The sequence below is a fragment of the Fuerstiella marisgermanici genome (assembly GCF_001983935.1).
Taxonomy (GTDB): Bacteria; Planctomycetota; Planctomycetia; order Planctomycetales; family Planctomycetaceae; genus Fuerstiella; species Fuerstiella marisgermanici.
Genome location: NZ_CP017641.1, coordinates 3,205,760 through 3,221,045, shown reverse-complemented (window position 1 = coordinate 3,221,045; position 15,286 = coordinate 3,205,760). Strand labels below are relative to the sequence as shown.

Genomic DNA, 15,286 nt, shown 5'->3' with positions numbered 1-15,286 from the left:
GACGTATTATTATTGGAACAGCACAGTCGGCGGGATATAGGCCGAAGAAGCAAGCTGACTCAAAGACTCACAGCCCCAATGGTTGTGAACGTTCGGCCGAAGAAATTGTTGGTTGAGGCGGACCGCAACAAAGCAACGCTGAACGAACTTGCGTCAAAAACTGTCGGACATGGCCGTTGCTCACCTTCGATCGCAGACCGTTCCCGCAAGTGCGGAGTCGACCAGCACTTGAAATCTACGCTTCTTGTGAGCGAACGTTCGGTGTCGTAAGGCAGCCTAAGGCCGCACGGCAACTCATACACGTTGCGACTCTGGCTTCAGTCTTGCCTGAGGCAGTCTATCATTCCTGCGGTTCGCTGAGGAAACCTTCCCATTTCCTTTTGCCGGCGGCACGTTGTTCGTCTGTCATTGCGGGCAAGGCGATTGTCTGAGGTTCTCCAGGGCGAATTACGAGCCGCGTGGTTCCCCCGGTGACAGCGCCCCCGCCGCCGTTTGGGCTGTATAGCTGAGTCGTTTTCCCTATGCCGACAGGTACATTCAATGTCACAGTTCGGCGTTTGCCGTGCAACCATGCCAGCGAGAAACCGGGGCATGGTGGACTGGTTCCTTCGGGGCGTATCCAAACTTCGTCCTTTTGGTCGTCGGGCCAGTCTTTGGTTGTAAGCGTGATTCTCTGCCATGGCTGCAGCTTGTATTCCGCAGTGTGTTTGAGTGGTCCCTTGACAACCAGGTAGCCCTCTTTGTGGAAGAACCCGATGTCATATTCTGCCGCGTCGACGTGGATTTCAAATTCACCACTTTCTTTTGCGTAGCTACAGACCTCGTCAACGGGATTGGCAAATGTCGATTGGCTCAAATTAAGGTTGCCCCAGCGTCCCTTGGGCAGCACAACAATTTGAGCACCGGCCGCGGCGGCGGATGATGGCAGCGTTAGTTTGCCACGTAGTTCAGTGCCTGATTTTCGAGCAAGGTCTGCTTGTATGCGGGTACTGTCGTATAATTCATTCTTTACGCCCTGTACGAACGACATCATTGTGAACTCCTGAGGACCTACGGCCTCAAGTATTCTGTTCGAACTGCCATTGAATTTTCCGTCAGCCCCCTTGGTATGCCCTGACGTCTGGTAAATGCGGGGAAGTACGCGAATGTCCTTGCGCCAGCCCTTGAGACGGTTAAGCATCTGCTCCCATGTCATCACTTCTTTGCCCTCCCAGAGAACGACATGCTTTGCAAAAATAATCGTCGGGCGACGCACGTCTTTCTTCTTCTCTCCTACCTTCAGCTTAGGGCCTGGATGTTCCTCGATTTGCTTCTTAGGTCAACCAGTGTAACACAGCACGGTTGGCGAAATAAATAAACGAAATTTCTATTCACGACGAACCAAACTGGAAAATTGACGTTTCTGTTGGGGGGGGTGGTCTTGTATGGTTTCCTGCACATAGCTTGTAGGTCAGGCTTCTGTGTAACATTTCGATGCACCAGTGTTTCGCGGCAGGCGGGGGCCTGCCCTTGCCAGTCACTTTGGAGCCGTGTCCAGGATCGGCAGGCTGGCTGCTTCGGCGGCTGGGCGAGAGGTGACGATGATTTTTTTTGCCGCTTCGTCGATACTCAACACCATCGCGTTGCGATAGTCCGGGTTTGACACAATCGCGTGCAGAGCCGCCATGGCTGGCACTTCGCCGAGGTTGTGTGTCTGCCGCATATTTTGCGTTAACGCCACCTGCTTCAGGCCGTCGCCGTTGATGTCGAATGGCGTTTGGATTTCTTCACCGATGTAAGCCAGCGCTTCCTGGAGCGGTGTGCCTCGGAAGTCGATGTAGACCGGCATCTGCAAGCGATCGATAATTTTGTCGGGCAACTTCTTGCCGGAAGACGCCAGCGGGGCTGGGCCGTCGAAATCCGTCACCAGAGATTGATTCCATGTGAACAACGATGCGGCCGCCAGATTGGGGGCGGCTTTGCGAGGCAGGAACGTCAGCAGCCGAACGTGGTCGGAGCCGACAAAGCTGCGAGTTCCCAGCGCGGTGGCTTTCATCATGGCGGGAAAACGACCGATCATTTCGCGGTAGCCAATTGTCGGCGGCTTCATAAAGCGAACGGCAGCGGCCAGAGTCTGCGGAAGGTCTTCCAGTTGTCCGCTGATGTATCGCTTCACTTTCCGCGGTGAGCTGTCATTGGCGTGTCGCAGCAGAGTCTCCATATAAAGATGTTCCGGCGACAAATGGAAACTCCAGCTTACCGTTTGCACGTCGTTGCCAAACCACAGCACAAACTGATCCGCCAGCGTCTGCAGATCCTGATTGAAAATGTACTCGCGGTGGGTATCGATGTTCGCAACGTCAAACAGCAGCGTCGCCTGTCTTTGACGATCGCTTTCCTTTAGCAGTGATTCCAGTTGCAGGGACGGCCGGTAAGAAAACGTAAGAGCTTCGGTGAGTTCGTCCGTCAGCGCTGCTGGTGCCACCACAAACGTTTTGTTGTCGACCAGCAGGTAGTTGAACTCATTCGTTTGAAACATCTTCACCGTCGGGTCCGGCCGGCGGCGCGCGGCGAATCGGTCACGCTGCAATTCGACTTCCGACTGTTCGGCGGTCAGCCGCACAACAGCCGCCACGTCTGGTGTTGCCGTTCTGGCTCCAAAGTTGATGCCGATGGTGAGTTCTTCGATTTCGGTGGGTTCGAACTTCGTAAGGTTCAATATGGAATCGTGCAGCCAACGACCGAAGCCGGGGTCACCCAATGCGGCAATGAACTCTTTCATGGACCGATTATTCGACCAGACATCCGCCGGGCGAATGTGAAACACAAGGTGTGGCGTGAAGGGCATGTACTGCACGGTGACCGGTTCACCGTGAGTCGGGCTGATCGACTTAGCGTCTTCGTTTTCAGCCGCCAGTTGCTGAGTTTCCTGCTCAAGCTGCACGTTCACCTGCGGCGGTTGTTTGCTTGCTGCAGCGTCGTCCGCCGTTTGTGAATTCTGTTGCCACCAAAGTCCCAGCAGGCAGAACGCCAGCAGCGCGGTCCCGACACCCACAGCGATAGGGCCCGTGCGGCGTTTTTTGCGTCGATTGCGAATGCGGCTGGTCACCGATTCACTGGCTGCATCCGAAGATTCGGTTGAAATAGCTGACGCGGCGGTGGCGACATCGGCAAAGTTGAACGATGAGTCCGCTGCAGGAGGCTCGTTGACGGGAAACTTTCCGGGCTTTGATTTCGGCACCGGCCCGTCGTTGGCCAGAGAGAATACGGGCGCCGCGGGTTCGTCCGGTACCCATTTCGCCGACGTGCCGACTTGCGGCGTTTGAGGTGTGGCGGGCGATTCTGGTTCGGCCAATTCCAATTCGACTTCTTCCGGTTCTTTCAGAACAAACCGGTGCTGACACTTCGGACACTTTCCTTTGCGGCCGAGCAGCTTACGGCTTGGCAGCTTCAAACCGGACGAACATTTCGGGCAGTGGATCGTGACGGACATATTGTTGTGTTAGCTGAATCGATCTTCAGAGAAAGGATGCAACCCCGGCAGACCGGCGTCCGTCGGCAGCGATGCCAGCAGAGCTTCGGCCAGGTCGAAGTCCTGTTTTGTGGTGATCTTAATGTTCGCTGGCCAGCCTTCATGGACAAACACTGGCTGGCCGGTGGCTTCCACCAGTGACGCTTCATCCGTAAAACCAGAAGCCGTCTCTGCCTGTTGATAGGCGTTCTTGAGAATCTCTGTTCGAAAGACCTGCGGTGTTTGAGCCAGCATGAGATGCGTGCGGTCGATGGTCTGCTGAATTCTACCCGAATCATCGACCTTCTTCACGGTGCTGCTGACGGCGACCGCCGGAATAACGGCCTGCTTTCGCATGGCCGTTTCGAACAATTCCGAAATCCACGCTTTGGTGAGCAGTGGCCGAGCAGCGTCGTGAACAGCAATGTAGTCGGCGGGTTTTGTTAGAGCCGCTATCCCGTTTTGCACGCTGTCTGCGCGCGTCGCTCCACCTTCGGCGATGTGAATGTTCATGAACGTGAGGTTCGGCTGGAACCGCTCACGAAATTCTTCCAGATCGTCTTTGGCCAGCACCAGCACCACTTCAGAAACGTCGTCGCGGTTAATGAAGTGGTCCACGGTGCGCAGCCAGATGGCTCGGCCCTTCAATTCCACGAAGGGCTTCTTGCGGCGAAATCCACGAAACCGTGAACTCTCGCCGGCCGCCGGGATGATGACTGCAAATTTCGACATGGCGTTCTTTCGCTAAATCGTCGTCGAAATGAAGCCTCCGTCCACGACGATATTCTGCCCCGTCACAAAACTGGACGCCTTCTGTGAAGCCAGCCAGACGACAGCTCCGGACAATTCTTCTGCCGAACCGAACCGCGCCATTGGAGTGTGGCCGATAATCTGGCCGCCACGTTCTGTGTAGCTGCCGTCTTCGTTAAACAGCAACGCTTTGTTTTGTTCGGCTGGAAAGAAGCCGGGGCTGATCGCGTTGACTCGCACGCCTTTGGTTGCCCATTCGCGAGCCAGGAACTGCGTGAGATTCAACACGGCGGCTTTCGCCGCCGAATACGCGACGACGCGCGACAGCGGAATCATGCCGGCCATCGACGCAACGTTGATAATGCTGCCACGACCTTCGGCCAGCATGGTTTCGCCAAACACCTGCGACGGCAGCAACGATCCGCCGACCAGATTCAAGTCGAAGACTTCATTCCAGGCTTCGCGCGGCAAGGTGCAGAAATTAGAACCGGGTGGCAACGTTGCGTCCGGTCGATTTCCGCCGGCCGCGCTGAGCAGGATGCTGACAGGGCCAAGCTGGTTGTTGATGGCATCTCGCGCGGCCACAAGAGAATCCGGATCCAGCGCATCGGCGGCGTGGAACATGGCCGTGCCGCCTGCGGCTTCAATTTCCTTCACGCGAGCCGCGCCGCGTTCTTCGCTGCGTCCCAGGATGGCCACGCGAGCTCCGCTGGAAGCCAGCGCGCTCGCCATAGAACCGCCCAGTGTACCGGTTCCGCCGATGACGACGGCCACATCATTACTCAGGTCAAACAAATCGTTACTCATGGTTTTCTACAAACGTTTCTATGAGGTCGCGCCTCAAGGTAGGGATTATTGAACTTCTTTCGGACGGTGTTCGTTCAGAAACTTCACCGCCGTTTCAAAATAGTCGCCTCGAAAAAATCTGCGGCCGCCGTGACCAGCACCGTCCACGACAACCAGCGTGGCGTCCAGCTTCGTATGGTGATACAGCTTTTCAATTCGCTGACTTTGATCCATCAGAACGACTTCGTCTTTGTCGCCGTGGAAAATCAACAGCGGCGGATCGTTGGCCGAGACGTACGTGGCCGGGCTGGCGTAGGCTTCTGCTTCAGGCGTCGGCCTGCCATTGACCGGGCCGCCCAGCAAGTCAAAGCTGCCGGACAGTTCGCTGTAGGCTCGATCGGGCTGTGTCTTACCACGCAGCACGAAATCGGATGGGCCGAAATAGTCGATGACGGCTTGCACCTTCGACGACTGGTCAAGATGTTCACCGACCTCGCCATCCAGCTTGTCTGTGTCGCCCGAAACGCCCAACAATAACGCCAGATGCCCGCCCGCAGAACTGCCCGCCACTGCGATCCAGTTCCCGTCGTAGCCGTATTCGTCGGCATGAGCTCGCAGCCAACGTACGGCCGCCTTGCAGTCGTGGATTTGAGCCGGAAAAATGGCTTGTTGCGCAAATCGGTAGTCGATGCTGGCCAGAGCGTATCCGTGCTTCGTGACTTCCATGAGGGCCGGCGACTTCTTCGACCCCGCTCGCCAGCCACCGCCATGAATCCAGACGACAAGCGGTGGCTTGCTGGCTGCTTTTGGAACGTACAAGTCCAGCTTCAACGGCTTGCCATCGACGGATGCGTAGGTCAGGTCGCGGCGAACCGTCACCGAATCCGTTTCGTCGCCGCGGACAGAGGGCGCATCAGTGATCGCGAAGAACGGCAAAGCTGCTGTCAGCAGCACCAGAATCCGCATGATGAAGAGATCCGCGTAGAACGTTTTCGAAGCTGTGGTGATGCGATGTCGACCAGACCGCGTCTTACGACCAAACATCGCCCTGAAACCATAGTTTACAGGTACGGTCGAGCTTCGTAAACGGACAGCAAATTCTACGCGGGTTGGCAACTGCTGGGTTTATGCCTGAAGTATTCACTGCAGTCTGATTGGGGCCTCCAGCCGCACATGAACAGCGGCATCTGGAGTTCCCACGAGTATGGACGTTCAGCGAAAGATCAGCTCGCGGCTGGTTCCGGATCGAAGTGAGGCAGTTCGTCGATTTCGATCATCTCTTCGCCGTTTTCAGCGACTTCGCCGGTGAACTCGCGTTTGTGGTATTCTACCTGCTGGCCGGGCGTGTGATGGCGGACGGCTTCGTCGTTCAGGCAATACGTATTGTCAGATTCGCGTGTGAAGAACATACGAAACCACAGCATCTGTTCTACGTTTGGCTGAGGTTCTCGGAGCAGAATTCGGATGCCGTCCTCGTACCATTCGTACAGCATGCCGAAAAAGCCGCTGGGGATGTACTTTACGGAATGCAGATTGATGCCAATGACACGGTACTGATCCTGCCCAATCAGTTCGCCGAGAATTTCGCGCAACAGCGCGAGATCGGCACCGTCCCAGATTTCGATGTCGTCCAGACCCACGAAGGCTGTGTGTCCGTCCGATTCAATTTTCAGTCGCTGCCGCTTTTTCCGGTTCATCATCGTGTGGATCATCCTGCATAGGTGCTCGTTGCTTCGATGCTTCGAGGGGAGCCCAACCCAAATGCAAAGAGCGATCCAGGAAAAGACGCTTTTCGGTGGGGTTTTCCAACACCGCCTTAAGTGCCTTCCAACAAACGCGTTACGCCGAATACTTAATTTTCAGCCGCGAATGTGACATTTTTCTTGCGTCCACATTTCGCCACACGAGCGACGAAAATGTTTCGTAATCGAAACACTTTGGACAAGAAGTCTTAGCGCCAGTGGATCGGCCACTCAGTTTCGCGTGATCGTTTCGTGCAGGTTCAGCAACGTCGTCGTGACGTCCGTCCACGCTTTGAAATCAGCCGCCGTGACTCCGGCGGGCGGTTGTGTTTCATCCGCCGCAGAAGGCGGTTTGTCAGCGGATAGAGCTTCCCGCTTAATGCTTTTCTGAGTTTCAAGCAGGTCCGTTAGCACGCTGAGTTCCGATTCGGTGGGGCGCCGGGCTGTGCAAAGCCGGAAGGCGTACGTGAGTTGTTCGGCGGTGGATGCTGCAGAACGTTCCAGCAGGGTGCGTTTTGCCAACGCCGTCGCGGCCTCAACATAAACCGGATCGTTAAGCAGCGTCAACGCCTGAAGTGGCGTATTGGTGCGCGACCGTTGGACGGTGCAGGCAAGGCGAGCGGTCGCGTCGAAATTGATGAAGCTGGGGTACGGCGCACCGCGTTTCAACACAACGTAGATTCCTCGGCGATACCGTTCTGTGCCGGGACTGACCTTGTAGTCATAGGCCGTGCCACCAACCTTCGACCAGATTCCGTTTGGCTGGAACGGTCGGATCGGCGGACCAAACTGCTGCAGGTCCAGCAACCCGCCCGCTGACAGCATGTAGTCGCGAATCATTTCGGCATCCATCCGAAAGCGGGCTCCACGAGCCAGCAATTTGTTCTGGTCATCTACCGCCAGCAATTCCGACGTGACCTTCGACGATTGCCGATAGGTTGCGGACGTGACGATTGTGTGCAGAAGGTGTTTCATCGACCAGCCGTTTTCAACCAGTTCCACGGCCAGCCAGTCAAGCAGATCGGGGTGAGTCGGGTATTCGCCTTTGATGCCAAAGTCCTCCGGCGTTGCGACAATGCCGCGGCCAAACAGTTCGCTCCACCAGCGGTTGACGGTGACTCGTGCCACCAACGGATTCGCCGGATCAACAAGCCATCGCGCGAGGTCCAAACGGTTGGGGCGATTGGCATTCAGCGTATGTAGAAAACCGGGCGTACCGCGTTCGATAGACTCACCTTTGTTGCGATAGTCGCCGCGATCGAAAACGTAGGATGAGCGTGGCTTGTCCAGTTCAATCATCACCAGCGTTGTGTCTGGTTTATGTTCTTCCAGCTGTTTATCGACGGCTGCAATTTGGGAATTCAGTTCCTGCGACTCCGTGTCAAACTTCACTCGGTAGTCGAACAAAGTCTTACGATCGACCTTCGTCCATTCAGTCGACGGTTTGGTTGCGGCCGTCGCTAGTTCGGCAGAGACGGACTTCATATTGACGTTGCCTGTCATGGCCGAAAGCCGCAAACGTCCGATCGAGCGGGCGGAGCCGAAGTCGTGAGTCAGCGTGATACGAAGTGTTGTGGGCGAAGGCAGCGACAATGGCTGAGCCAGGATAAACTGAGCTCGATGCAACTTTTTAAACTGAGGCGCGATGGCCCAGCCAGTTTTGGGTTTGTCGCTGAGTGCTCCCGTGACGTCCCAGCCTTTCTGCGAAAAGTCGGCCGTGGCGGTGGAGAACTCCAACGGTTGCTCGGCCTGATCCTCCCCCGCTACGACGCTGGCTTTAAAACGGTTCAGCACAAAGTTTGTGCGTTGCGAGTCACCTCGTCCGGGGCCGGTGCCGGGCAGCGATTTGTGGGTGAGTGCTTCCAGTTGAATGGCTGAGATTTCACTGACGTCAGTTAGAATCGTCACCACGTATTCGTCCGTAGGCGGCGGGTCGTCGCCGACTATCAGAACAGAACCGTCCGGCAGAATGTCGTAACGATCTGTCGTTCCCTGCGATTGAAAGTCGACCACCTCCATCAAGTGCGTCTGCGGGGCATCTTTCAGACTGGCCGCGAATTCGGTGGACCAATCGGCGAGCGATTCTGCCATCTGCTTCCGGCGTGTCTGCAACTTGTCTTCCAGGTTTTGCTTCTGCTGGTTGAGCTTTGCAATTTCCGCCTCACGCACCGGATCAGACAGTGCCATGTCCGGCCCACGAAACTCAATGCTGCTGGGTTTCTTCGGGTCCGCACGATCCGCTTCGGCTTCTGTGCTGTTGTAGAATGCCAGCAGGCGGTAATAGTCTTTCTGGCTGAAGGGATCGTATTTGTGGTCGTGGCATTGAGCACATTCCAGTGTTGAGCCCAGCCAGACGGCGCCTGTCGTGTTGACGCGATCAATCACCTGCTCAACTCGGGTTTCTTCCGGAAGCGAGCCGGCTTCGACGTTTGTGGGCGTGCAGCGATGAAAGCCGGTCGCGATCTTCTGATCTTCAGTCGCGTTGGGTAGCAGGTCGCCCGCGATTTGTTCGATGGTGAAACGATCGAATGGCATATCTGCGTTTAACGCTTTGATCACCCAGTCGCGATACGCCCAAATGTCGCGCAGATTGTCTCGCTGAAAACCGTGCGAGTCGGCGTAGCGAGCCAGGTCGAGCCAAGGCCGCGCCCAGCGCTCTCCAAACTGCGGCCGGGCCAGCAGGTCGCTTACCAATTTCTCATAGGCCGCGTCAGACGGATCGGCAACAAATGCGGAGACAACGTCCGGAGTCGGCGGCAGTCCGATCAGGTCAAGATAGAGTCGACGAACAAGCGTTTCTGGCGCCGCTTCGCGGGCAGGATTGAGGCCCGCTTCTTTCAGCCTCGCCAGCACAAACCGATCGATGTCATTGCGCGGCCAGTTGGAATCATTAAGCTGCGGCGCGACCGGGCGTTTGGGCTGCATATACGCCCAGTGCATTCCGGCTTCAAAATCCTTCGGCCAAATGGCACCTTCAACGATCCAGCGGCGGATACCATCGACTTGCGATTTAGTGAGCGGCTCACCGATCGCCGGCATGATCTCGTCGTGACCTTTGGGAAGGCTGATTCGCCTCAGCAGTTCGCTGTCGTCGGGCTTGCTCGGTACGACCGTTCCGGAACTCTCCAGGTGGTGCAAAGTATCAAGACGCAGTTCCCCTTCCTGCCGCGCTGGTCCGTGACATTCAATACACGCCTGCTGGAGAACTCGGTACACATCGCGACCAAAGTTTATCGGGCGGTCGTTTGCACGGCTTTGCGAGTCACCAGTTGCACAAATCAACAGCAACCCAGCGAGGACGCGGCTGAACAGCAGAGGCAACCGGCTCGTCGCGGATTGACCGTCTTTTGAATAGGTGAGATTCATTGCGGATCGGCGTTCCTAAAGTCGTGCGTTAAACAGATCGCGGTCTACAGTCCTCAGGTTACAAGGATCTTGCGTTTGAGGCACGTGAAAACGAGAGATGAATCAACCAGCCTGGATCTCAGTTGAGCTAACGTCGCTGCCGGATCGCCTTCGATAGAAACGGGTCCTTTTGTGAAAGCACCTGTCTGAGCGCTTCAACAACACGCTGGTTCAGGGCGTTATCGTCAGAGACAACGCGCCGACGATCCAGTTTGCCGTCGGCCAGCAGCGCGACGAGTTCTTCCACGTAAGTCCGCATTCGCTGTCGGAATGCTTCCAATTGCTCAGGCGATAAGTCTTCACGCAACAACGTCGTTGAAGCATCAGAACGGGCTCGGTGAAGTTTCGCCAGCGTGTCTGTTTGACTGCGGAGCAGTAAGCTGTCTTCGAGAGCTCGACGCAGCAGGCCGCTTGCATCGAACTGGTAAAACGGGTCCTGATCGAAGTAGACGCTGAGACTGTCGTCCTTGCGAAAACCGATGGTCACAATATGCCATGTGTGCGGCGCACCTTCATCGTCTGTTCGGACAAATTCGGCTCGATGCACCAATGCCGTGGCGTCGACCATCAGGTCTTCTTTGTCTTCTTCAATACGAGCCATACTGTCAGCTAAGTTGGTTTATGAGGCGTGCCGCTTAACAAAATCTGAACCTTGCAGGTTTGCAGCGAAACTCAGTTTGACAAGGTCCAGGCCGCAAATCGTGCATGAAATCCGCATTGGAAGCAAATATTCGCGGCAACAACATTTTTACGGTCGGCAAAGCGGCGTTTCTCGCGTTACTATTCAGGAGCGGGAAGAAGCAGGGGCCGTTGCTTCTATTCGAGACCACGTTGAAACTCAGCCGCCGTTGTGCGGGGACCAGAGGCAAAGCTGTATGAATGGGGAAGAACACCGTCCAACGCGTTTGCTGGTCCAGGATGCCGCGCGTCTGGAAGATGTCGAACTCAAACACGACCGCGTGCGAAACCTGCTGAAAGCGACCGGAGCACACGCCGTGTTGCTGCAGGATCCCGCCAATATTGCGTGGTTCACTGCTGGTGGTGATATGAGCCGCTGTTCAACCGAAGAATGCGCCAACAGCGTCTTTGTGACGCCGGATGCTCGGTTGTTCGCGACGAACTCAGTCGATTCTGCACAGATCTTTGAACGTGAAGCCTTCGCTTTGGGCTTTCAACTGAAGCAGCGTGAGTGGTTTCAGCCGCACAGTGAACTGGTGGCCGATTTGTGCCGCGGTCGAAAGGTCATCAGCGACCGAAACGCGGGCGGGACGAAATCCGCGCGGCGTGCGATTCGTGCTCTTCGCCTGCCGCTGACAAACCTCGAAACAGATCGGCTGAAGACTCTTAGCAAAGTGGCCGTCCATGCCGTCGAAGCGACCGGGCATCACTTGAAAGTCAACGCGACAGAATCAGAGGTCGCTGCTGAAGTCAGTCACCGACTGTTAAAGCGAACGGTTGCTGCAGCGCGAATACAAGTCTGTGCCGATGGGCGCAACGAACGTTACCGACACTGGACGTTCGGCGACCAGCCCATCAAAAACTACGCCGTGATTTCCTGCGTGGCTCGACGTTGGGGACTGCACGTCGGAGTGACTCGCACGATTTGCCTGCATTCCGTGCCACAAAATCTGTTGGCGGCGTTTCAGAAAGCGACACTCGTTCACGCCACCGGGCTGTTCTTTTCTCGCCACGGCGAAGCTTTGGCCGATGTATGGAAGAAGATTCATCGCATCTATGAAAAATTCGAGATGGCGGGCGAATGGCAAAAAGCGGATCAAGCCAGCGTCATCGGCTACAGCCCCAGCGAAGTGCAGCTGACGCCGGATTCGGATCACCAACTGGAAGCGCCCGTGCCAATGTTCTGGCACCCGTCGGTTGGGCCGGCGCTGGTTGGTGATACGGTTTTATGTCTGCCGTCTGCCAACGAACAGTTAACTCAGTCTTCGACGTGGCCGCGAATTTCAGTCAAGGTGAAGGGCCGCGAAGTGATCTGTCCTGGCATTCTGCTGATCCCGGAACGAGGTACGGTATCAGCGGACCACGCTGCCATCGAATCCGACGCTTCGGCAGTCTACGATCTTCCCGAACATCCGGCGGAAGATTCGCCTTCGCCCGTCGATTCGGTTTGGGAAATGAGTGTCCCATCTGACGACGCCGTCTGGCAGGACGATGAATCCGCATGGTCCCGTGAATCGGTATTCGATTAAGCGGCACGGACCGACAAGCGTGAGATGCCAGTGGCTTCGCTCAGTTTCGATCGCCGGCGGTGTACGAAGCAGAACCTCTGGGTATTCCTTCGCTTCGCTTAGTCCGCCCCCAGCCACCCACGATGAATGGGTGCTCGCATTTTGGTGGGGCGTGAATTAAAGCTGAGTGTCCAGCGATACGACTGAATGTTCATTGTCCAGGTCGCTGGCAAGCGGCAGTCGCAGGACGGCCCCCAGGCGGTTTTCTGGAGGAGTCGATGTCTGCGTGACGAAGTTGGCAAACACTCGGTCTTTCAGTACTGGGTCCATCTTCAACGTGGGATGTACGAGAGGCGACAGAGCGTGTGGTTCAATGCGTAAGCCGCTTGTTGAACACACCGTCGACAAAAATTCTCGAAGCCTCAATTCAACCTGCGGCCGCAGTTCTGGTCGTGCCGGTTCCAATCCGTGAGCAAGCAGCTTCACATACGCCAGCATTTCGCCGCGAGTGCCCCGATTAAGAATGACTGAACGGACGTCGTCCGACAGGTTCAATACGAAGGTTGGATCACTGTCGACAACGGCGTGCAACAGCGACTGCAATTGTGTAACAGAGTCGTCCGACAGACCGTGTCCGGCCGCTCGATCGATATGTTTGCGAGCCACTTCGAAACTCGACTTCGTGCCAAATTCCATGCACACGTAAGCCAGGTTAATGTCGGCCTCGCTTTGAAATAGCTCCTGTTCGGAAAGATGGAGCCATTCGTCTCGGACGGCCTGCCATTTTACAACGATGCCCGTTAGCGACGGATCCACTTCCGCCGATTCCTTCCGCAGCATCATGCTTGGCAGCAGGCGAGTACGGCAATACAGGTCCAAAAATCGGGCACCGATATCAGAGTCAAGCCACGGCGTGAGAACCTCCATTGCTTCGTGCAGATCTCCTCGGTGGATCATTTCGCGCGCCGATTGCACAGGCGCCAATGTTGACGTGCGTTCCTGCGGGTGCATGTCCATTAACGGAAGATGACCGCGCTGCCTCGTGGGTCCACTGGCGTTCTGCAAAAAGTTCACCGCGCCAATCGCGCAAACACTTAACGCGACAGGAACTGCATACGAGAGTACTCGTCGCCGCCGTCGAGGAGCTTCAGGAGCGGCGGATTGCAATTCGCTTTCCAAAACCGCCTTTAGTTCGTTCGCGAAGTCTGTTGCGTCGATATGGCGTTCAGCGGGGTTGACGGCTAGCCCCTTCTGCAAGACTGCGACGAAAGGTGCTGGCAACACTTGCTGTACTCGCAGCAAGCCATCTTCGCTGACGCCAGTCCTTTGCTGTTCCAGGACGGACAAGGCCGCCATGCATCGCAGAGGGCTGTCGACGCCCACACCAAACGGTGGTTCGCCAGTCGCCATGTGCCACAGTGTTGCAGACAGGCCGAACACATCCGTTTGTTCACTGGCGGCCGGCCAGTCGCCGCAATCTGAACGGAACTCTTCGCGAAGTGACTCGTCGTACGACAAACCCGGAAGCTGCCCACCAATGTCGCCCGCGTCGTCACCGTTGCTCGATTCCTGATCCAACTCTGCGCGGATCAGGAACTGAAGCTGTTCGGGAGCCATATACGGCAGCGTGCCACCAGCGAGTCCGGCCGCGTCTTCTGTTGACGATGCCAGATTGAAGTCCAGCAGGCTGGCGGAAAGATTCTGCAGTAGCAAGACATTGCCGGGCTTCACGTCGCAATGCAGCACGTCTTTTTGGTGAGCATGCGCCAACGCGGTCGCAAGCTGCACACCCCATTTTAGAATCACGGTGCCTAAAGAATCGGTGTCCTGGACTGAATAGCGTCCACCGAACGCGTTTTCATCCGTGTCCGGCACCAACCGTGGGTCGTCGTTTAGCCGCTGTATTTCGGAACGCACATCGGCACCACGAAGGTGGGCCGTGCTTCTGGTGCTGGTGTCCTCCGTCGCCGCATCGTCGTCCCGGCGAATCTCTGCCGCAAGCAGCCATTCGGCCAATTGATGCATCGTTACCCGAGTCTGGTACGGCATGCAGATTGTGGAAAGGCCCGTTTCTGCATCTTTGTGAATGCTATGGATCGGCGCGATGCTGCGATGCTCCAGTCGAGCCAGCAGATCGGCCTCACGTTGCCCTCGCGCACAAACCTTGACTACGACCGTACGCATGCCGAGTCCCGGTTGCTGGGCGACGAACACGCGCGACATCGCACCACGGCCGATTTGCTCCACCAATTCGAACCCGCAGAATTCCTCACCTTCCCGCGGCCAGTGTTCGTCCGGGACGTGGTCAACCAGCGAAGGGTGCGCCTGCAGGATCTGGTCGAATTCGAGTACTCGAAAAAACGATTGCTCGACGGCCGGATACTGTCGAGCAAACACAGACGGCTGGACTGGCGTGCCCTGCTCGCGACGGCGGCAAAATTCTTCGTAGACCAGGTCCAGCACGCAACTCCGGTATTGATCCAGTTCCGGATACTGCTGAATGAATTCAGCCGCAGAAAACGGTTCTCGGTCTGGCAGCTTGAGCAGACGTTCCACGATCACCTTGGCCGAACTGTGAGCATCCGGGTTTGGCTGCGTATCGGATTGCGGTTTCGAGGTTGCCAGATTCATTGACAAAGTACCTGAAATCAAACGTCAACCAGCGATGCGTCGCTTTGGGGCTCAGCTTCGGTTCCTGGCAACTGGATTGTCCAGCTTGACAGGAAAATAGCAATCGGCTCCGGAACTGTCAGCGCCGGAAACCAACAACTGAATACGTGTATAAAAAAACACTACCGAGTCGCCGCTTAGGCGGCGTACGGAAAATAGTCCGCCTACGACGAACGTGACCAGCAACCGACCGACTGCCGCTCACCCAAGACCTCAGCTTTTTGCATTGCAGAGACCGGCATGTCGCGACGGAATTC

General features: G+C 56.3%; 10 protein-coding genes. 1 reads left to right on the top strand and 9 read right to left on the bottom strand.

Features of this window, described 5'->3' with window-relative positions; all coding sequences use genetic code 11:
• Positions 1 to 340: 340 nt before the first annotated feature.
• The 8 genes from Fuma_RS12185 to Fuma_RS12150 form a co-directional block, all read right to left on the bottom strand.
• Positions 341 to 1,255 carry a hypothetical protein gene (locus Fuma_RS12185; protein WP_077024385.1) on the bottom strand — a complete coding sequence of 305 codons (915 nt, stop codon included), beginning with the start codon at positions 1,253 to 1,255 and terminating at the stop codon, positions 341 to 343.
• 261 nt (positions 1,256 to 1,516) lie between these two features.
• Complete coding sequence (locus Fuma_RS12180) at positions 1,517 to 3,472, bottom strand: zinc ribbon domain-containing protein (protein ID WP_077024384.1); 1,956 nt, start codon at positions 3,470 to 3,472, stop codon at positions 1,517 to 1,519.
• Positions 3,473 to 3,481: 9 nt separating this feature from the next.
• Positions 3,482 to 4,222, bottom strand: a complete 741-nt coding sequence (gene ispD / locus Fuma_RS12175) for a 2-C-methyl-D-erythritol 4-phosphate cytidylyltransferase (protein ID WP_077024383.1) — start codon at positions 4,220 to 4,222, stop codon at positions 3,482 to 3,484.
• A gap of 12 nt (positions 4,223 to 4,234) precedes the next feature.
• Positions 4,235 to 5,047, bottom strand: a complete 813-nt coding sequence (locus tag Fuma_RS12170; protein ID WP_077024382.1) for an SDR family oxidoreductase — start codon at positions 5,045 to 5,047, stop codon at positions 4,235 to 4,237.
• A gap of 45 nt (positions 5,048 to 5,092) precedes the next feature.
• Positions 5,093 to 6,070 (bottom strand): alpha/beta hydrolase, encoded by a 978-nt coding sequence (locus Fuma_RS12165; RefSeq protein ID WP_229360903.1) that lies wholly within the window; start codon positions 6,068 to 6,070, stop codon positions 5,093 to 5,095.
• A gap of 179 nt (positions 6,071 to 6,249) precedes the next feature.
• Positions 6,250 to 6,726, bottom strand: coding sequence for a hypothetical protein (locus tag Fuma_RS12160; RefSeq protein ID WP_145944135.1), 477 nt, complete (start codon positions 6,724 to 6,726; stop codon positions 6,250 to 6,252).
• 273 nt (positions 6,727 to 6,999) lie between these two features.
• Positions 7,000 to 10,134 (bottom strand): DUF1553 domain-containing protein, encoded by a 3,135-nt coding sequence (locus Fuma_RS12155; protein WP_083731989.1) that lies wholly within the window; start codon positions 10,132 to 10,134, stop codon positions 7,000 to 7,002.
• 127 nt (positions 10,135 to 10,261) lie between these two features.
• A complete protein-coding gene (locus Fuma_RS12150) occupies positions 10,262 to 10,774 on the bottom strand; it encodes a hypothetical protein (protein ID WP_077024380.1) in 513 nt (170 codons plus the stop codon).
• A 100-nt stretch (positions 10,775 to 10,874) separates the two neighbouring features.
• Between Fuma_RS12150 and Fuma_RS12145 the strand changes: the two genes are divergently transcribed.
• Positions 10,875 to 12,380, top strand: coding sequence for a M24 family metallopeptidase (locus Fuma_RS12145; protein ID WP_158520954.1), 1,506 nt, complete (start codon positions 10,875 to 10,877; stop codon positions 12,378 to 12,380).
• Positions 12,381 to 12,536: 156 nt separating this feature from the next.
• On the opposite strand, the gene Fuma_RS12140 is transcribed toward Fuma_RS12145, so the two are convergent.
• Positions 12,537 to 14,990, bottom strand: a complete 2,454-nt coding sequence (locus tag Fuma_RS12140; protein ID WP_077024378.1) for a serine/threonine-protein kinase — start codon at positions 14,988 to 14,990, stop codon at positions 12,537 to 12,539.
• Positions 14,991 to 15,286: the final 296 nt, after the last annotated feature.